This window comes from Peptococcus niger (assembly GCF_900101835.1).
In the GTDB taxonomy this organism is placed as follows: domain Bacteria; phylum Bacillota; class Peptococcia; order Peptococcales; family Peptococcaceae; genus Peptococcus; species Peptococcus niger.
In genome coordinates this window covers 46,324-64,827 of record NZ_FNAF01000008.1, presented here as the reverse complement: position 1 = coordinate 64,827, position 18,504 = coordinate 46,324, and the positions used below count along the sequence as shown (strand labels likewise).

15 protein-coding genes and 1 riboswitch are annotated in these 18,504 nt (G+C 45.0%); of the genes, 8 read left to right on the top strand and 7 right to left on the bottom strand.

Going from position 1 to position 18,504, the window contains the following annotated elements:
- Position 1: 1 nt before the first annotated feature.
- On the top strand, positions 2-730 hold the full coding sequence (locus BLQ16_RS06960) for a thiamine pyrophosphate-dependent enzyme (protein WP_091792022.1): 729 nt from the start codon (positions 2-4) through the stop codon (positions 728-730).
- Positions 731-781: 51 nt separating this feature from the next.
- Entirely contained in the window at positions 782-1,321 is a 540-nt protein-coding gene (locus tag BLQ16_RS06955) for a 2-oxoacid:acceptor oxidoreductase family protein (protein WP_091792021.1), read from the top strand.
- Between the two features lie 150 nt (positions 1,322-1,471).
- Here BLQ16_RS06955 and BLQ16_RS06950 read toward each other — a convergent pair whose 3' ends face one another.
- The gene (locus BLQ16_RS06950; RefSeq protein ID WP_091792020.1) at positions 1,472-2,740 is read right to left on the bottom strand and encodes an MFS transporter; all 1,269 of its coding nucleotides are present in this window, start codon (positions 2,738-2,740) and stop codon (positions 1,472-1,474) included.
- 96 nt (positions 2,741-2,836) lie between these two features.
- Positions 2,837-2,917: riboswitch (ZMP/ZTP riboswitch) on the bottom strand.
- A gap of 162 nt (positions 2,918-3,079) precedes the next feature.
- On the opposite strand from BLQ16_RS06950, the gene BLQ16_RS06945 reads away from it, so the two are divergent.
- The 3 genes from BLQ16_RS06945 (at position 3,080) to BLQ16_RS06935 (ending at position 6,568) form a co-directional block, all read left to right on the top strand.
- On the top strand, positions 3,080-3,949 hold the full coding sequence (locus BLQ16_RS06945) for a B12-binding domain-containing radical SAM protein (protein WP_159428026.1): 870 nt from the start codon (positions 3,080-3,082) through the stop codon (positions 3,947-3,949).
- A gap of 274 nt (positions 3,950-4,223) precedes the next feature.
- Positions 4,224-4,448, top strand: coding sequence for a hypothetical protein (locus tag BLQ16_RS06940; RefSeq protein WP_091792018.1), 225 nt, complete (start codon positions 4,224-4,226; stop codon positions 4,446-4,448).
- A gap of 17 nt (positions 4,449-4,465) precedes the next feature.
- Positions 4,466-6,568 (top strand): heavy metal translocating P-type ATPase, encoded by a 2,103-nt coding sequence (locus tag BLQ16_RS06935; RefSeq protein WP_091792017.1) that lies wholly within the window; start codon positions 4,466-4,468, stop codon positions 6,566-6,568.
- A gap of 83 nt (positions 6,569-6,651) precedes the next feature.
- Here the strand turns inward: BLQ16_RS06935 and BLQ16_RS06930 are convergent, their stop codons facing one another.
- Entirely contained in the window at positions 6,652-8,268 is a 1,617-nt protein-coding gene (locus BLQ16_RS06930; protein WP_159428025.1) for an amidohydrolase, read from the bottom strand.
- 122 nt (positions 8,269-8,390) lie between these two features.
- Between BLQ16_RS06930 and BLQ16_RS06925 the strand changes: the two genes are divergently transcribed.
- Both BLQ16_RS06925 and BLQ16_RS06920 read left to right on the top strand, forming a co-directional pair.
- Positions 8,391-9,770: a sodium/glutamate symporter family protein gene (locus BLQ16_RS06925; RefSeq protein ID WP_091792015.1), complete on the top strand. Its 1,380-nt coding sequence runs from the start codon at positions 8,391-8,393 to the stop codon at positions 9,768-9,770.
- 365 nt (positions 9,771-10,135) lie between these two features.
- Positions 10,136-11,311 (top strand): CapA family protein, encoded by a 1,176-nt coding sequence (locus tag BLQ16_RS06920; RefSeq protein WP_091792014.1) that lies wholly within the window; start codon positions 10,136-10,138, stop codon positions 11,309-11,311.
- Positions 11,312-11,407: 96 nt separating this feature from the next.
- Here BLQ16_RS06920 and BLQ16_RS06915 read toward each other — a convergent pair whose 3' ends face one another.
- The 5 genes from BLQ16_RS06915 to BLQ16_RS06895 form a co-directional block, all read right to left on the bottom strand.
- A complete protein-coding gene (locus tag BLQ16_RS06915) occupies positions 11,408-13,453 on the bottom strand; it encodes an alkaline phosphatase family protein (protein ID WP_091792013.1) in 2,046 nt (681 codons plus the stop codon).
- A gap of 141 nt (positions 13,454-13,594) precedes the next feature.
- Positions 13,595-14,536: a hypothetical protein gene (locus BLQ16_RS06910; protein WP_091792012.1), complete on the bottom strand. Its 942-nt coding sequence runs from the start codon at positions 14,534-14,536 to the stop codon at positions 13,595-13,597.
- Positions 14,537-14,570: 34 nt separating this feature from the next.
- On the bottom strand, positions 14,571-15,338 hold the full coding sequence (locus tag BLQ16_RS06905) for an ABC transporter ATP-binding protein (protein ID WP_159428024.1): 768 nt from the start codon (positions 15,336-15,338) through the stop codon (positions 14,571-14,573).
- Positions 15,328-15,768: a hypothetical protein gene (locus BLQ16_RS06900; protein WP_091792010.1), complete on the bottom strand. Its 441-nt coding sequence runs from the start codon at positions 15,766-15,768 to the stop codon at positions 15,328-15,330. The genes BLQ16_RS06905 and BLQ16_RS06900 overlap by 11 nt, the downstream gene beginning before the upstream one ends.
- Before the next feature lie 128 nt (positions 15,769-15,896).
- On the bottom strand, positions 15,897-17,327 hold the full coding sequence (locus tag BLQ16_RS06895) for an SLC13 family permease (protein WP_091792009.1): 1,431 nt from the start codon (positions 17,325-17,327) through the stop codon (positions 15,897-15,899).
- Between the two features lie 216 nt (positions 17,328-17,543).
- Here BLQ16_RS06895 and BLQ16_RS06890 point away from each other — a divergent pair, with 216 nt between their 5' ends.
- Positions 17,544-18,428 (top strand): LysR family transcriptional regulator, encoded by an 885-nt coding sequence (locus BLQ16_RS06890; protein ID WP_091792008.1) that lies wholly within the window; start codon positions 17,544-17,546, stop codon positions 18,426-18,428.
- Positions 18,429-18,504 lie beyond the last annotated feature (76 nt).

Sequence of the window (18,504 nt, the reverse complement as noted above, 5' to 3'; positions counted from 1 at the left end):
TATGGCCATTGCTAGAAAATTTCCTTTTATTGTAAACAAACCCATGGGCTTTTGCCCAGGTTGCGGTCACGGTATCGTTATTCGACTCATTGCCGAAGCCTTGGAAGAATTGGGCCAAGATAAGAATATCATTTTTGGTATTGGGGTGGGTTGCTCCAGCTTGCTTGGTGGTGGTTTAAATACAGACCGTCAGCATTGCCCTCATGGACGGGCGGGTGCGGTTTGTACCGGGATGAAACGCGTTAATCCGGACAACATTATTATTTCCTACCAAGGTGACGGGGATGCTTACTCCATCGGCATTGGGGAAAGCACCAGCGCTGCTTATCGAAATGAACACTTTACTACCATTGTAATTAACAATACGAACTATGGCATGACCGGGGGTCAGATGAGCAATACGACTTTACCGGGTCAGAAAACCTCGACCACGGTTGCGGGGAGAGATTGTGACGTTTCAGGTTATCCGATTAAGTTCCCTGAAATGATTGCCGATAATTTTAACCCGGTTTATGTCGCTCGAGGCAGTGTTAATACGGTCAAGGATATTCGCACGACTAAAAAATACATTAAGACAGCTATTGAAACGCAATTATCCGGTAAGGGCTATTCTTTTGTAGAGGTGCTTTCGCCTTGCCCGACAAACTGGCGGATGGAAGCCATGGAGGCGATGGAGCATATTGAAAAAAATATTAAACCGGTATTTCCAACGGGAGAATTTAAAAAATGATCTCAACAAGGTTTGTGACCAGTTCATAAAATAAGGGAGCGTAAAAATAACATGAAAGAAATTATTTTAGGTGGAACCGGGGGGCAAGGTGTTCTAACGGCAGGCACAATGATAGCGGAAATGGCCATTTATAAAGGAATGAATGCGACCTGGAGCCCTGAATACGGGTCTGCTATGAGAGGTGGCACCGCCAGTTGTGTGGTGAAATTTGGGGAGGACCGGATTTACTGCACAGAGAAAGAAGAAGCGGATATTTTATTGGCCATGAATGACGAAACGTTGCTGAAATTTGGCAAGAATATTAAAGAAGGCGGAACGGTTATCTATAATTCAGATCTGGTAACCGTGCCGGATGACTTCCGAAAAGATGTCAAAACCATTCCGGTGCCCTGCATGAGCCTGGCTGAAGAAATTCAACATAAAAAAGGCGCCAACATCATCATGAGCGGGGTAATCGTTAGAGAGACAGGGGCCTTTTCATTAGAAGAGGCTACAGATGGGATGAACGATACCTTTAAGAGAAAGGGTAAGGAAAAATTCGAAGCCTTAAACACCAAGGCCTTGAAATTGGGCTATGATTACAAGTCCTAAGTTACCTCCAATTGAATAAGAAAAAGAGTGCCGGCCTCGGGGAAAAGATATTTTCCCGGGGCCGGCACTCTTTTTGTGAGGCGTTCATCTTGAAATTAGCCGCTATCATTAAGGGCTGAAGTAAAGGTGGCTGTCAGCTGATTAAGGTGTTTAGACGGCGGTCTGTTTTTGACTTTTTTGAGGGGAGGCGGTCTGCAAACCCGCGCTTTCTCCTTGCCCTGCAATCACAAAGTTGGCAATGATGAAGGCGATGCTGTATAGGGCGGCCAGGCAGATGAAGATGGCTTCGTAGCTGTTAAATTGCTTGAGCAGGAAGGCGGCCAGTTGGTTGCCGGTGAGGCCGGCGATGCCCCAGGCGGATAAGACCAGGCCATGGATGGTGCTGATGTTTTCCATGCCGAACCGGCTTTCCAAGAGGGCGGGCATGGTGCTGAAACCGCCACCGTAGCCGGCGTTGACGACGATGAGGAGAATGACCAAGGCGATGGCGATGCCGCCTTGGGCGGCTTTGACGCTGAAGGACAAGCCACAGGCCAGGAGGGCGGTGAAAAAAATGAGCTTGTAGATGCTGTTGCGGTCGCGCAGGTGGTCGCTGATGGTTGAAAGGGCCAAGCGGCCGCTGGCATTGGCGCCGGCGGTCAGGGCTTGGATGGCACTAATGGCAATAATGCCCATGCCGGCAGTTTGCAGGAGGGGTTTTTCGTAGGCGATCAGGGCCAGGCCACAGGTGATGTTTAAATAAAAGACCGTCCAAATGCCGAGAAAGGTTTTATTGCGAAAGAGGGCCAGCCGGTTGCAGGTAGGTCGGCCGACCGGTTCGACCCAACCGGCCGGTTTTTTGAGCAAGACGAAGCCGGCCATCATCATGACAAAGTAGACCGTCGCCAGGACGAAGAACATATTGGCCAGGCCGATGCTTTCCTGCAGATGGTTCATAACCGGGCTGGCGATGGCTTTGGCCAAGCCGAAGCCCATAATGGAAATGCCGGTGCCCAGGCCCTTATTGCGGGGAAACCAGAGCATGAGGGTTTTGACCGGTGTCAAATAGCCAATGCCCAGGCCGATGCCCATGATGACCCCGTAAAAAAGAAAGATGCCGGCAAGGGACAAGTTTGGGCCCAAAAGCGCCGTATGGCGAATGCACCAACCGGTGCCCACCATGCCGGTGGTAAAAAAGAGGCAGGCGACCAGGGCGGCCTTGTGGACGTTCCGTTCAATAAAGGGACCGGCAAAGGCGGCGGACATGCCCAGAAAGAAAATGGCCAAGCTGAAGGCAAAGCCCAGCCTTTGCGGAGCGGCCCCAATGGCATCTGCCAGTGCAGCGGAAAAGGATGACCAGCAATAAACGGTACCGATGCTGCAGTGGATGAGCAGGGCAGGAAGGGCGGCGCGAAGCCATTTGTTTTCAGGTAATTTCATACTTGACCTCCAAATCAGATGTGGCCGCAAAGCGGCTTAACAAGAGACTTGGCTGCCTTTTTATATTGCAGGGCAATAAAAAAAGCAACCCATTCATTAGGTTGCCCAGGCGGTCGGCTATGATTTATCCGGGTGCACTGTGTTCATTCACATAATCCGCCAGCACGCCGGTCATTTATATTGTACTTGTATTATAAGGGATGCAGGGCTTTTATGCAAGCTTATTTTTGCCAATCCCCGGTTTTTGTTTGGCGGTGGGGAAGACTTGACGCCGTCTTCCTCTTTCGCTACAGTGAAGGTGAAGACATAAAGACAACGTTTGGCCTTAAGGAGGCGTGTATGGATTACGATTACCCCTTGTATCGGCCGCCGAGTGAAGCCGATAGCGTCATCATTCAGGTGACCTTGGGCTGTGCCCATAACCAATGCACCTTTTGTTCCATGTACCGGGGCAAACAATTTACCGTGGTGCCCTTTGACGCCGTTCAGGAGGCCATTGATGAATGGGCGGCGGCCTGTCCCCAGGCGCGGCGGGTCTTTTTAGCCGATGGGGATTCGATGGCCCTGTCTACCGATAAATTGCTGCGCATTTTAACCGTTCTCAGGGCAGCCTTTCCCCGCTTGGAGCGGGTGTCAACCTATGCCCGGGCCGGCAGCATTTTGCGAAAAAGGCCGGAAGAATTGGCCCAGTTGCGTCAGGCCGGCCTGTCGCTCCTTTATTTGGGCCTGGAATCCGGCAGCGATGCGGTGTTGAAGGCCATTCGAAAAGGAGAAACCGCAGCGGACATGCTGGCGGCCGCAGAGCGGGCCCAAGAAGCGGGAATGGCCCTTTCGGTGATGGTGATCATGGGCCTGGCCGGGCCGGCAGGTTCGCAGGCCCATGCGGTGCAGACGGCGGCGGTTTTGAGTCAGATGAATCCCGCCTATATCGGGGCCCTGACCCTCATGGTGGAACCGGGGACCCCCTTGTACGAGGATGTCAAGGCGGGGCGCTTTACCCTGCTTTCGCCCCTTGAGGCGGTGGAAGAGATGCAGGCCTTGTTGACGGCCCTGGAGTCGCCGGGCAGTTATTTTTCCAGCCGCCATCCGTCCAATTACTTTAATCTTTCCGGCCGGCTCAATGACCTTAAGCCGGCTTTCTTGGCAAAACTGGAGGCCCTCTTGGCCAATCCCCAACTTTTGCGGGACAGCCGTTACCGGCGCTTATAGATGTTGGCAATAGACAGCCAGCTCGGTTGTTAAAGAGAGGTCTTTTATGTAAGATTTGTTTGTCTGGCTAAGATGGCCTTGAGGGGGTGAAGTAGGCATCGAAACCGCATATTATTAGACACTGCTTACTAAAATATGAAATAAATATTTTACAATAATGCAACAGCATCTTGATATTTGATTAACCCGGGTGTACAATGAAAAATAAGAGAATAATACTTGATTATCTCTTATTTTGAATCACCTTACTGTTTTTTTGAAAGGAGGGAAACACATGCTTAAAGATGTATTATGTCACAAAAAAGTGCTGTTTGCCGGCGGTTTGGTGACCGGTGTTATTGGCCGCAAGGTGCTCTCCAGTAAACCTGTTCGCAACTTTGCCGTTCAATCTGTGGCTTCTACCATGAAGCTTCAGCAAGACGCCGCTTATCAACTGGAAATGATGAGAGAAGAAGCAGAAGACTTAGTCGAAGAAAAACGCGACAATAAAGAGGCTTAGAAAGATGGTGCCCGTACATGACTTACCAAGTTGTATCTGCCCTACCGGGTTATTTGCGCTTGCGTGCACCGCGCTTTGCCATTAGTGAAGACGATAGCTATATTTTAAGCCATGTGATCGGTCAGATGCCAACGGTTTTTTCCGTTGACGTCAACTATATGACCGGCTCCATCTTGGTGCGTCACATGGGGGACAATGAAAAACTTACGGCGGATATCGAGGCCATTGACGTGGCAAGTTATCCGCCGGTGCCTTTACATGAACAAGATCAACACGTTAAAATCAGCCTGACCTTTAAGGGGATGCTGGCCAAGACCTTTATGGGCCGGTTGCTGAAAGGCTTTATGCCCATGCCTGTTTACAAGGTCATGACGGTTTACTCAGCCCTGCGCTATGTGTGGCGCGGCCTTAAATCCGTCAGTCAAGGTCGTTTTGACGTAGATGTGTTGGATGGCGCAGCGATTGGCTTATCCGTCGCATTTGGCCACTACCACAGCGCCTCCTCGATCATGTTCCTGCTGAGCATTTCCGACATTCTTGAAGAGTATGCGCGTCAACGGACCAGAAACGCCCTGACCACCGCCTTGATTATGAACGTGGATACGGTTTGGGTGCGCCTGGAAGAGGGCCTTGAAGTTCAAAAGAGCCTTTCCGATGTTCAAGTGGGCGAAGAAATCATTGTCCGGTCCGGAACCATGATTCCCCTGGATGGCGAAGTCATTGCAGGAGAAGCCGGCGTCAATCAACAGACCCTGACCGGTGAAAGCGCACCGGTGATTAAAGAAGTCGGCGATTCGGTATACGCCGGAACGGCTATCGCCGAAGGCGAACTGGTGATTCGCGTGCGCAAATTGCTTGAAGAAAGCCGTATCCAGTACATCCTGAATATGGTCGAACGTGCTGAAGATGAAAAAATCGGCACAGCTGCCAAAGCGGAAGCCTTGGCAGACCGCATTGTACCCTACAGCTTCTTATTTGCCGGGATTGTTTGGCTTTTGACCCGCGATGGGCACAAGGCCCTCTCCGCCTTGACGGTAGACTACTCTTGTGCCATCAAGTTGGCGACACCGCTGGCGATTATTTCCGCCATGCGTGAAGCCACCCAAAATCGTATCATGGTCAAAGGCGGCAAGTATCTGGAAGCCCTTGCTGAAGCGGATACCGTTGTATTCGACAAAACGGGGACGCTGACCTGCGCCACGCCGCGCGTGAAAAAAGTCATTCCGCTTATGGATGACATGAATCGCGACGAAGTCTTGCGCCTGGCCGCCTGCCTGGAAGAACACTTCCCGCACAGCTTGGCCCGCGCCATTGTGCGTCAAGCTGAGGAAGAAGGCCTGCAGCACCGTGAAGAACATGCTGACGTCAGTTATGTTGTGGCGCACGGGATTACTTCTGAATGGCGTGGACAGACCGTCCACATTGGCAGCCGCCATTTCCTGGAAGAAGATAAGGGCATCGTTTTTTCTGAAGCGGCAGAAACCCTGCTGCGTGAAGAAGGCAGCGGTTACTCCTGCGTCTATTTGGCCATAGGTGACCAGTTGGCCGGCTTTATTTGCATACAAGACCCGCCGCGGGAAGAAGCAAAAGAAGTGATTGCCCTGCTGCGTAAAACAGGCATCCAAAATGTGGTCATGCTCACCGGTGATGGTCCGCAAATTGCTGAACGCATTGCCGAGGAACTTGGCATTGACCGCTACTTTGCGGAAGTCTTGCCGGAAGATAAAGCCGCAAAAATACGTACCTTGCAAGATGAAGGCAAAAAAGTCATCATGGTCGGCGACGGCGTCAACGACACGCCTGCCCTGGCCCAAGCTGACGTATCCGTCTCCTTGCGGGATGCTTCAGACGTTGCGCGGGAAGTGGCCGATGTCACCCTCCTGCAAAGCGATCTGCTTGCCCTGGTGACGGCGCGCAAAATCAGCATACGGCTTATGCGCCGTGTGGACAGCAACTTTAACCGGATATTTACCTTCAACACCGGCTTGCTCATCCTAGGCGCTACCGGTCTTTTACAACCGACCACCACCGCCTTGTGGCACAATGTTTCCACAGCGGCCTTGGGCTATCTGGCCTGCCAACCGCTTTTAAGCCCCAAGGAAAGAACCCTGGCTGAATAAAAGCCTATCGATGAACCGCCCCTTTCGTTAACCAAAATTTGTTAACGAAAGGGGCGGTTTTTTTGCATATTTTTGTGAAAGAGTTATTTCAGTATGATAGAATTATTTTTTGAAGAATAAACTACTTGCTCGTTTTTTATACAAGCCAAAACTTCAATGCTTGGTAATAGATTTGTTTCAATTTCTAAAGGATTATCACTTACAACAATAAACTCTGATTTTTTCCCTGCGCGCAAGGAACCTTTTTCACTTTCTTCAAAATACGCAAAAGCGGCATTGATTGTCAATGCTTTTAAAGCCTCCCATACAGAAATCTGCTCATCTTTGCCAAGAATAAGTCCTCCTTTGGTTTGGCGCGTGACGGCTGTCCAGATGGTTTGAAAAAGGTTGGGCATAACGATTGGGCAATCCGTGTGGAAATTAACAGATAGCCCTTTATTAAGGGCAGTTTTTGCCGGGCTAATGTGTGGACCTCGTATAGGTCCCAAATTTTTCAAATGAGTATCTCCCCAGTAGTAGACGTGATCAATAAAGATAGAGGCTATCATATTAATTTCTTTCATTCGATCCAGTTGATCATCTCGTACCGTTTGACAATGAATCATGACCGGGCGAGCATCCATGTGAGGGAACTTTTTGCCTGAATTTTCACAAGCATTTATAAATTGTTCGCTGGCAGCATCTCCGTTGCAGTGAGCTAAAATTTGGCGATTTTCTTGGTAAGCGAGATCGGTGTAGGCTTGCACTTCGTCATCGCTTAACCATGGGTAGCTACAAAAATCATCGCTGCCTTCGTACGGCTCACTTAACCAAGCTGAACGCGCCTGAGGAGAGCCATCTAAAATGAGCTTGTAACCACCTAATTTAAAATGGTTTTCATAGTGATTTATACAGGAAGCATAGGTGTTAAAAATAGAACCAATGCCTCGACCAAAATTTTGAGCCGGGTAAGCAACAATATCACAAATTAAACGGCCTTCTTCTGCTGCCTGATGGCATAACTGGACAATGGGTTCATCAGTAGAGCCTTCTTGTATGGTTAACATCCCATTCTTCAAATAAATAGATTGCGCTTGAACGATATCCTCTACAGTAAGAGCGAGCTGTTTACAAATTAATTCATAAACTGGGTTAAAGGCCGTTTCTTCTAAATAGCCATTCGGCTCAAGACTATTTTCAATGCGGCCTATGACGCCCCCATCGGGTGATGGCGTATTCTTATCAATACCAAGAAATTCCAGCATTTTACTATTGGCTACACACATATGAATGCTGGTGTGAACAATAACTATAGCTAGGTCTGGAAAGGCATTGTCCAATAAAAATTTATCTGGATGTCTTGCTTCTTTAAGACGACTATGGTCATAACCTAAGCCAACGATAAATGGAAGCTCATCTACCTGGTTATTATCTATAAAGGTTTGTATAATTTCAATGATATCTTGAAAGTTGTTCGCTTCCTGTAAATTAGCAGATTTCAACAGCATAGCGGTATCTGAAATATGGCTATGTGCATCCAAAAAGGCTGGAAGTAATGTTTTGCCTTTTAAATTAATCAATTGAGTATTTTTTGTAATATAATGTTTAGCCTTTTCAGCATCACCAACGTATACAATTTTTCCTTTGTCGGAAATAAGAACTTCGGCAAAAGGTTGCTCATCTTCCATAGTGATAATATTTCCGTTATAAAAAGCTTGCATAAGATCACCTGCTTTAAAAATTTTTGGTTTCATAATAAAATTTTGCAAAAAAGTTTATTTATTTACAAGTACTGAAGTCTATGATAGCATATTAAATATATGAATAAAAAGGGGAATCTATTATGGATGTGGTAACAACTTTTTCGTGGGTTGGAATTATGCTTTTAGTCGGGGTCCTGTTAAGGGCGCTGGTAAAGCCCTTAGGAAGTATCCTAATGCCCGCTAGTGTTATTGGCGGCATTGTTGGCTTCATTTTAATGAATATGGGGATTTTATCCAAAGCGGGAGTTTCTTCTGATGCCTTAAATAATATTGTTGGGATCTTCTTTATTTTTACATTTATTTCTATGGGACTGACAAATGTACCTAAAGCAGATGGGGTTAATGCCAATAAAGAAGCTGTTAAAGGCTCTATTGGCATGGGATGCATTTGGAATATGCTATATGCCATACAACCTTTTATCGGTTATGGAGTGTTGCTTTTAGTGGGCGGTTTTTTTGCGATGTCGCCAGAATACGGGATGCTTATTCCCTTCGGGTTTGATCATGGCCCAGGGCAGGCGGCGACCTTTGGAGCAATGGTACAGGAAAATGGGTTGGAAGGTGCCCAGCAAGTAGCCATTACCTATGCAGTCCTGGGATTCCTAATGGCTTTTGGTGTTGGTGTTCCCTTGGCACATTATGGGATAAAAAAAGGCTTGGCTAGCTATCCTAGTAAGATAGATCAGAGTATCACAAAAGGCCTTTTTAAACGCGAAGAACAAACTGAAACAGCTGGCATGATAACAACTTATAATGGCAATATTGATTCTTTGGCTTTTTGTATTGCGCTGATGGGGCTATGTTATATTATTGCTGTACCTATTGGGGATTTATTGGTTTCTGTTCCTAATCAGTTTGTTCAAATCTTTGGCTCTATGACTTTTTTCATTGGGATGCTTGTGGCTTATGCCATCAGATATATACTAAATAAATTTGATTTAAAGCAATATTTTGATGATGGTCTTCAGACGCGAGTAACTGGCTTTACGACCGATTTTATGATTACTTCCGCTTTTATGGCCGTGCAACTTAGTGTTGTAGGGAAATGGTTTGTTCCAATTATAGTCACAGCCGTAGTTGTTGGTGCAGTAACTTTTGCTATTTGCTGGTTCTTTTCAGCGCGTATCGGTGGGCATTTTGATTTTGAGCGCTTGCTGGGTATTTGGGGCTGTGCAACGGGGACTTGCCCTAGTGGTATTGCTCTTATACGTATTGTTGACCCTCAACTGCGAACAACCGTATCATCAGAAATGGGCTCGATGAATGCGGTGATGATTGTAGATGCTTTTTTGGTACCACTAATTATCAGTTTCTGTAATGGTGGTATTCAATTAAGAACCATTGCGCTGTGGTTCTTACTGATTTTTGTGGTATCCCTAGTAGGCTCTTTATTAACAGGTAATGTTAAACGGAAAACGACGTATAGTTTAATAAGTGGAGAAAAACATATTGCTCAATAAGTATGCTGCCGCATCCCAAATACCATCGGGGTGCGGTAGTATTATTTTTTCCTTATGACGGGGCATAATACTTATGGTGCTCGTAATTTGTTATTTGCGCTTGGCGTGTCTAGAGGTAGGCAAGATACCCCAAGGAAAGAACCCTGGCTGAATAAAAGCCTATCAATGAACCGCCCCTTCCGTTAACCAAATTTGTTAACGAAAGGAGCGGTTTTTTTGTGGGGCTTTAGGCGTGGCGGTAAAAAACGTGCAGAGCGCCTTATTTTATGATAGACTCTATAAATATAAACAAGCGAATATATAAAGAGGTAGCATCAACAAAGGATTTTCAAAAGAGCGGACACCGGTAAAATCAAGGAGGGCTTATGAAAACATTCGGACAGAGAGGGCTGGTCATGCTGATGGGGGTGGTCCTTGTTTGTATTGTGGCAACGCTCGTCGTCGTTGCGGCAAACCTTGTCCTGCCGGCCGGTGATGGGCACAAAGCCGTCCTGCCGGCGACGAAGCAGGCCCCTGCCCAGGCGGAACTTTTATTTGCTGGTGATATTGTATTTCACCCCATCACCTATTCACCCCAGTATGAAACGGTCGTGCAGCCCTATGATTTTTCACCCATGTTTGCCCGTATGGCCGATCATTTGAAGGCCGCCGATTTTGCCAGCATCACCTTTGAAACCGTTTGCGATCCGGATATGCCCTATGCCGGCTACCCTGTTTTCAATACCCCTGAAATCGCCATTCCGACCCTTAAAAAGGCCGGCTTTGATGCCTTCGCCACCGCCAGCAACCATTGCTTGGACGGGGCCGGCATCAGTTCTCACGATAAAACCTTGCGGGCCATGGACCGCCATCATATGGACCATTTCGGGACGCGCCTGCCGGATGCACCGCCCAGCCCCTATATAAAAGAGGTCAAGGGGATCAAAATTGCCTGCCTGAATTACGCCGAAATGTACAACGGCAATGAGGCCGCCCTGTCCGATGCAGACTTGGACCGCCTCTCCCATTTGGAACTGGCCGCCGTGCGTCGGGACATCGCCAAGGCCAAAAAATCCGGCGCCGACCTAATCGCCGTCTTTCCCCACTGGGGCATAGAATATCAAACCCGTCCCTCCGAGGCCCAAATTGCCCTCGCCCACGAGATCGCTGCCGCCGGGGCAGACCTGGTCATCGGTTCCCACCCCCACGTCATCAACCCGGCAGAATGGGTTGACAACCAGGGGCGGAAAAGCTTCATTGCCTACTCCCTGGGCAATGCCATGTCCAATCAACGGGCCGAATTTTTAGGCACCATTGACACAGAAATCGGCTGTTTCCTCCGGGTTAAAGTCAAGAAAACCGCAACCGGTACCCAAATCACCGAAGCCAGCCTCCTGCCAAGCACCGTCTATGTCAACAGCAAAGACGGCGGAAAGAAATACGAAGCCGGCCTCATCAAAGACTTCCTGGCTTCCAATGAACTGACCCCTGACGAACGTGCGCACATGCAGCGCCTGCAAGAACGCGCAGAAGCCATCTTGGCCCAGCCGGTAGGGGAATAAAAATTTTATAAGGCGCTATTTGAAATAATAAAAGGACCTAAATCAAATTTAGGTCCTTTTATAAATACCTAGAGGATTAAAGAAGGTAGTTATTACTTAAAATTCTTCTGTGAGAATTTGATATACCGGCGCTCCTTCACATTCTCTGGGCATTCGCACGCCCAGTAAAGTAGCGATTGTAGGAGCGACATCAACTTGATGAATGGTACGGCTTGTTACAAAGCCTTCTTTAATACCAGCGCCGGCTGCAATAAATATGGGGCCTGCCGAAGTATCACATTCACCGGTTGAGGTGGCCATGCTATCGCAGTGATCGTGCTCATAGCCTTCAGCCATACAGTAGATAATATCTCCGCCTTGGGGATAGGGGATGCCTAATCCCAACATATGGGCATCCTTTCTTCTGAAGGCAAATGCAATAATTCTTTTTCCGGTAACTGGATCTCTGTGGCTGTATAGGTCAGAAATAATTTTTTCTTCAAGTTCATATTGATCTTCGGGGTCAACGATGCCGTGATCGGTTCGACCTTTCAAGTTAAGGTAGATATGCATTTCACGGTTGGCGACGGCAAGGGTTTTATCCCAGTCCATTTCGCGCAATTTATTGCCATTGCTGTCCTTTTTAAGGGTGGTATAGCCGAGCTCTTCCATCAATTGGATATTGGCCCCACTATCACCTAAGCCGCGAATGCCATGTGTTGGGCATACTTGTGCGTGATCTGAGGTAATGATCAATGTCCAGCCTTCATCTAGCAGGTGCACAAATTTAGCGACATAACGGTCAATCTGAGTGTAGACGTCTTCCATAAATCCGGGATATACCTCAGGGGACATGTTTTTATCAGGACGTCCGTGGACCATGTCCCGTATAAACATATGCTTTTGTAAGTCAGGAGAATGGAAGTGGGAGAAAATAACATCATAATCATGGTTTTCAATCAGATAATTGAGTGCACCGCTTTGCCAATCTAAGGTATGTTCCCAACAGGCGTGCATGCATTTTGAAATCAGTTCTGCGCTGCCCCCAAGGGTTGAGGTTGGCGGCGGGAAGCCGATATTATCAAGGATTTCTTTATGCAAGCTTTGTGGGGACCACATCATATCCATATCAATTTGCATGCCTGCAGACATCCAAATTTTGACATAAGAACCGTTTTCTTTAATCTCCAGGACACGGAAATCTCTATTGCATAAGATGCGCTTATCATTTTTTATGCCTTCATCAACATAATCGCGAACATATTCGCCCAGTGCAGCTTCAATTAGAGGTTCATCGGATTTTTTATTTTTATAGATGGCTATCTTATCATACTTTCCGTCATCATTTTGAAGAACAAGTGCTGGGCGGCGAATTAAACCACCTGATAATAAAATAGTAAATTCTTTGGCTGTTTCAGGAGCATTGGTCCATTTACTCTGATCTACATCTTTTAGGGTGGATAAGGACGCGTTGACAGGAATATCAATATAGCCGCCTTGACCGTCTACTAAAGGGTCTACAATATAGGTAGGAAAGCCGTCAGCACTGTTGCCGTATAGATCGCTAATATGGCCGCTTTCGCCACTGTCTTGAGGTTCTTCATCCAGACCGGTAACCACGCAGGGGACCTCTGCTGTTGAGGTGGCATGTGGTTTGAAGCCGGTGTGTTGGTTTTTAGGGTCAGCAATGACGAGCATTTCTTCTTCAAATTGGGCAGTACTCATATTGACAGAACCCGGGGAGGTACCATCGACAACGTGTAAATTCGGACTATCTGAAGACGGGGGCCAGGCGCTGCCGGGCCAGTGCCAAACCAAAGTTTTAAAGCCGGCTTCTGCAGTAACATTCCATAGCTGCTCGGCTTTACAAAGGCCAGAGTCGAAATTTAAATTAACCAAATCCAGGTCTTTACCTTGGCTAAAGAACGCGGTAATTTCATGAACTTCCGGCGGAACACCTGTTGCCAATGTAGTCCACTGGGGCGGTGTAACGGTGGGCATACTGCCTAATAAAACCAAATCTTCGCGGGCTGAGCCATGGTCAATAATTTTTTTGACGTTAGGCATTAACCCCATGTCAACATATTTTCTTGTCAATTTTGGATCCATTGCATCAAGGCCGATAACAAAAACTTTTTTAGATAATCCCTTTGTTCTCAACATCTCTAGTAACTCCTTTCGCTTTCCGACGGTTTACAACAACTTATCTTATGCGTATTATATAAGGGAATTTTTGAATATGCCAATAAATATTTTGACGATTTAGATAAAATTGAATTCCGAAATGGAATATTGCTTGATGTTTTACAGACCCCACCAGTTTTTATAGAGGCTTAATGTTTGTAGGGCGTAGTCGCTCTTCAGTTGACTTTCAATCGTTTTATAATGAAGCACGTCTACAGAAGGGGGTAAACTTCTAATATGATTCAACCTGGCAATGTAATCAGCATTTAATTGTTTTTTGAGGCTTTCTAAGAAGGGGGTTCGCAGCTCTAAAGGTGTATGACCATGTTTTAGAGAGAGCGTCTCTTGGTATAGCGGAGAGGTTATGCTGCCGCTTGAGCGGATTTTTTCCCATTGATTAATAATCGCAGCGCGGTTTCCGTCAATCATAAATTTAACCGCTTGCTTACCGGGTTTCCAATGGGCAAATCCCCAAAAGGTTTTTTTCCCTTTTCCGGGCAATAAAACTTCGTCAGAAATTTGGTTAATTTGCTGCTTGGTCCATTCTTTAATTTGTTGATAGAATTCGGTAGAGATTTTCTTTGCAATATAGGTATCCGTTAATGTTATAGAAAACAGCTGGAGGTCAGGATAGTAAAAATAGCCTTCCAGTTGTTCTTGCCACTCAGAAAATAAAGATTCTCCTTGCTGATTATTTTCAGTTTGGGCTAGTGTGGCAATATGTTTTAAATCCTCGGGGACAATTAGTTGTGCCATTTCGCACCCAATATCATATTCTAATTGGGCCTGCTCGTTTTCTTCAGTGCCGGTGAGATTTGGTATGAATCTTTGACGGGAGATAACAGACGTTGGCGTAAAACCTTTTTCCCGCAAAGCCATCATATATTCACAAAGGATATCGTTGTTAGCGCTGACTAGATAAGAAATGCCATCATTTTCTACATAAGCTGTCCCGTAAGCGGTTAACAGTAAATCAAAGAAGCCCATTTCGGACATCTGCATAATATCGTTTGTGATGGCCACATCTTTTAAACCCGATCTCGTGGACTCAGAATCAGTCATCGTTACACCTCTTTAATTAATATGTGTAGTATGTTTATACAATATGGCAGCCATATTCATCTTGCCTTAATGACACAGGATATTTTAAAAATTTGCTTAGCGTTTCTTCGGTCAATATCTTCTCGATAGGGCCTTGTTGGTAAATTTTTCCCTTTTTTAAGAGCAAGAGGTGGGTAAAAAAAGGCGTTATTTCTTCGGGATGATGCGTTACATATATAACCGTGTTTGAATATTTCGTCAAGATCTTCATCGCTTCTCTGTGCATTAATATATCCATTCCCGAGGTTAACTCATCCAGCAGAAGCATTTCTGGTGCGAGCAATAATGCTCTTGCAAATAAAACTTTTTGTTGTTCGCCTTTGGAAAGAGAATTAAATGGATAATCCAAATGCTCTGCTAAGCCGAATTGTTGTAGTTGTTTTAAGGCCAGGCCTTCATAGGTTAAAGAAGTGTTTGCACCAAGCTGAAATCCATTTCCGAATCCGGAGAGTAAAATATCCAAAATAGATTCATTCGAGAAGACTTTCCCAAAGAAACTGTGGCTAACCAATCCAACTTTTTGCCTTAAAAGGGTACTGTTAGAAGCCGTATAGGTCTTTCCCAATACCTTAAGTTGTCCACTTGAGGCATTTTGGAAACCACCAATTAGTGTTAATAAAGTTGTCTTTCCGCTTCCATTTAAACCGAACACAATCCATTTCTCTTTTGGGTGAACGCACCAATTTAAATTAGTGAGGATATTTTTCCCACAAAAAGATTTATTCATATTTTTTAGTTCAAGGGCGTATGGGTTACTGCTCATTTTTTTCATCCTTTTTTACAGTGGGCAATAAGTCCTGATCTTTGAATTTTTTGCAGGAGCCGACTAAATCATCGGCATTTTTTACTGAGACGCTAAACCCTGTATCAGATAAGATCCCTAAAGATTTTGAGGCCCAGGTGATGATTTGAGCGACCTTTGCAATATTCATACGGACAGATTGCAGGCTAATGTCAAATTCTTTGTAGTGATTAAAGCCTGTTTCTTCAACATAAAATTTTGCGATTTTATAAATCTCTTTTTCAACACCATATTCGATTTTATCGCAACTGCTGCAAAATATTTCAACCCTGGTATCCGGACTACTCGCAAAGCTAATTTTTTTTAAAATTAAAGGACTTCCGCAATATTTGCAAACACAATGACGGCATCGTCCTTTTAGAGATTGAATTCGATCAGAATTTTGTTTCATAATAAGGGTCCTTTCCTTGGAAATGAACTGGTTCGCAACAGATCAATGCTTGCCTGCGCTTCATAGATGAAGCGCCAAATACAAGGATAGGCTGTTTATCACCAGAAATGGGAAAACAGCCTAGTACTTTAGAAAATAACTTGCAGGAAGAGAAGGCCTATCAGTATTAATGAAATGAATAGAATGGGAATAACCTTTAGGGCCATAACCATCATATCCTTGGAGTTAATCAATTGATTCATTGAGTAGGCAATGCCGGTAATCGGGGAGCCACCGGCTGTAGCAAGCGCCATTTGTGTGGTTAGGAAAAGAAGCAGAATCATGCCAATTTCACTTAAACCAACTGTGCTGCTGAATTGTACGAGAACAGGCATAATGATTATAGTAAGAATCATATTGTTGGCGAAATTTGTTATAATAGTTGCTAAAAGCATAGTTGCAACAATAAACACGAGTGGCGGTAATTTGGTTAAGGGGATGAGCATGGCAGCTAAAGTTTTAGCGACGCCTGTTTCTGGTTCTGTTAAGAATGAGGAGATAATGATAATAAATGTTGTGAGCAGAAAGACATCCCAAGGAAATTTTTGTCCGATGGTCTGATAGTGTATAAATGGCCTACCATCTTCTCGGCGAAAGAGCATCATAATACAAATAATAGAAGTTGCAATCCCGAAGATGGTTAATTTATTTAGCCATTGGGCGAGCAACATTTCTTTTGGGAGAGCTGAGGATAAGAACATAGCTAAGCAGAACAAAGCAAAGAAAATCACAGCATATTTTTGGTCGCGCGTTAGCTTAGTGCCGGTATCCGGATCTATTTTATAGTCATTTAAGACAGATACATCAATGCGGAGGACAAATTTCATCGTCAGTAGGAAAATACCAATCATGATGATACCAATTGGCAAGACAAAGGCCAGGTACTGGGCTACAGGGATTTCATGTTTAAACATGGCTGTATAGGCTGCAGTGAATGTGAGTCCCGTTCCCAAGAAAGGGAACATGATCTGGCCGTTCATGATGGAATAAGCGGTACCGAGTAAAAGCGCTGTTGGTAATTTTGTGTAGGGGGTAATATTTGCATTTTTACAAATCGCTGCAATAAAGGTACAATAAATGATGGCTGAAACAATAGGGTTGATAAATGCTGTGAGGAAAGCGCTTAAAAAGAAGAAAAATAAAGTCAGCCAGGGCTTTCCGCGCGAAAATCGGTTAAAAAATATAGCATTAACACAATATTGAGTTAATTTCATTTCATCCAAAACAGAGATTAACGGCAGTAAGGCAAAAAGTGCTACGATTATCGGCGAGCCGAACCCTTTGGCTAGGACTTCGGGGACGCCTGCATAGAGCCCTAGGCTAATAATAGCAACGAAGCTGGGATAGACCATGCCTATCGTTGTCCAGCCGTAAACGGCGCCGATAAATGTTCCCAAAACGCCCATTCCATATGGCGTCATTGATGAGAATGGGGGTAAAAAACCAAACCCGAAGACCAATAGCGTCGTAATAAAATGGTGGATATAATCCTTTCGACCCATAGTTGGGATGGTGGACATTAGAATACCTCCTCTTTGTAAGACAACAAGATATTTGGTGGCTGCTTTAGCCTTGTATTCACTGGCTAATCACAGCTATTAAAGCGCTTTATTTGTCATCAGCGTATAGCATTGTGATGTTTGTGTCCAATAATAAAAAAAGAGGTTTTGCTGATTGGCATGCCATAGTGGAATAGCTTTTGGGTTTACAGATGCTGAAATAAAGGGGTGTTGATTATGAGGTTGGAGTGGGTTAAATGCTTTATTTGGGCAGCACGATACGGATCGGTTAATCGTGCTGCAGAGGAATTATTTATGACTCAGCCCACGGTAAGCAAACAAATCAAAAAATTAGAAGGCTTTCTGGAGGTAGAATTGTTTAAAAGAACGGCGTCGGGCGTTCGTTTAACGCGAGAAGGTGCTCATTTTAAACTTTACGCAGAGAAAATGCTGGAAGCCTATGACAAATATATTTCAGAAAAATCTTCGGCGGATTTTGTGTTAAATACCTTGGATAAAGATATTACCTTCGTTGTGACGCCGCTATTATTGCAATCCTATTATGAAGACTTGGAATCCACGTTAAAGATTGAATTGGGTGACTTTAATTTTAAATTTATGGAGGCCTACCTTCCGGAAATACAAACATTGGTAAGTGAAAAAAGCCAAACATATGGATTAGCTTATTGCCCGGAAGATAGAGCCGTCGATGGTGATAATGTACAGTATTCCGTTATCGAAAAGAGTTTGATTGTCACTTGTGCGCATAGAAATATTTTTAGTGACAAAAATAAGACACGGTATATTATCAGTAGCCAGGAATATTTTGATAGCTATTTCAATGAAGAGGCCATTCCCGCATCTTTATTTTCATCTAATTTAGATTTGATTTTAAAAAAGTTAAATTCAGACCCCAATATGTCAGTATCTTTGCCGCGTAATATTGCTGAGCGGTCCAAAATAAATGAGATGAATGACATACAACTAATATATAACGATGATGACCCCTTTCTTGATTTACAATTTATTTATAAAGAAGAATCTGCGGATGAGCGCCTTTTAATAAAAATCTTGGAAGATATTTTAAGAGGTATTTTTAAAGGTGATTATGTGCGAAATTAAGTAGAGTTCGTAATTGAATATATCTATCGAAAGGGTTTTCTTGTTAAACGGTTTAGGGCGTCGTGTTGTACCCCTA

Coding starts and splice junctions, on each gene's coding strand:
- BLQ16_RS06960 (WP_091792022.1), top strand. CDS start 2: ATGGCCATTGCTAGAAAATTTCCTTTTATTGTAAACAAACCCATGGGC.
- BLQ16_RS06955 (WP_091792021.1), top strand. CDS start 782: ATGAAAGAAATTATTTTAGGTGGAACCGGGGGGCAAGGTGTTCTAACG.
- BLQ16_RS06950 (WP_091792020.1), bottom strand. CDS start 2,740: ATGAAATTACCTGAAAACAAATGGCTTCGCGCCGCCCTTCCTGCCCTG.
- BLQ16_RS06945 (WP_159428026.1), top strand. CDS start 3,080: ATGGATTACGATTACCCCTTGTATCGGCCGCCGAGTGAAGCCGATAGC.
- BLQ16_RS06940 (WP_091792018.1), top strand. CDS start 4,224: ATGCTTAAAGATGTATTATGTCACAAAAAAGTGCTGTTTGCCGGCGGT.
- BLQ16_RS06935 (WP_091792017.1), top strand. CDS start 4,466: ATGACTTACCAAGTTGTATCTGCCCTACCGGGTTATTTGCGCTTGCGT.
- BLQ16_RS06930 (WP_159428025.1), bottom strand. CDS start 8,268: ATGCAAGCTTTTTATAACGGAAATATTATCACTATGGAAGATGAGCAA.
- BLQ16_RS06925 (WP_091792015.1), top strand. CDS start 8,391: ATGGATGTGGTAACAACTTTTTCGTGGGTTGGAATTATGCTTTTAGTC.
- BLQ16_RS06920 (WP_091792014.1), top strand. CDS start 10,136: ATGAAAACATTCGGACAGAGAGGGCTGGTCATGCTGATGGGGGTGGTC.
- BLQ16_RS06915 (WP_091792013.1), bottom strand. CDS start 13,453: ATGTTGAGAACAAAGGGATTATCTAAAAAAGTTTTTGTTATCGGCCTT.
- BLQ16_RS06910 (WP_091792012.1), bottom strand. CDS start 14,536: ATGACTGATTCTGAGTCCACGAGATCGGGTTTAAAAGATGTGGCCATC.
- BLQ16_RS06905 (WP_159428024.1), bottom strand. CDS start 15,338: ATGAGCAGTAACCCATACGCCCTTGAACTAAAAAATATGAATAAATCT.
- BLQ16_RS06900 (WP_091792010.1), bottom strand. CDS start 15,768: ATGAAACAAAATTCTGATCGAATTCAATCTCTAAAAGGACGATGCCGT.
- BLQ16_RS06895 (WP_091792009.1), bottom strand. CDS start 17,327: ATGTCCACCATCCCAACTATGGGTCGAAAGGATTATATCCACCATTTT.
- BLQ16_RS06890 (WP_091792008.1), top strand. CDS start 17,544: ATGAGGTTGGAGTGGGTTAAATGCTTTATTTGGGCAGCACGATACGGA.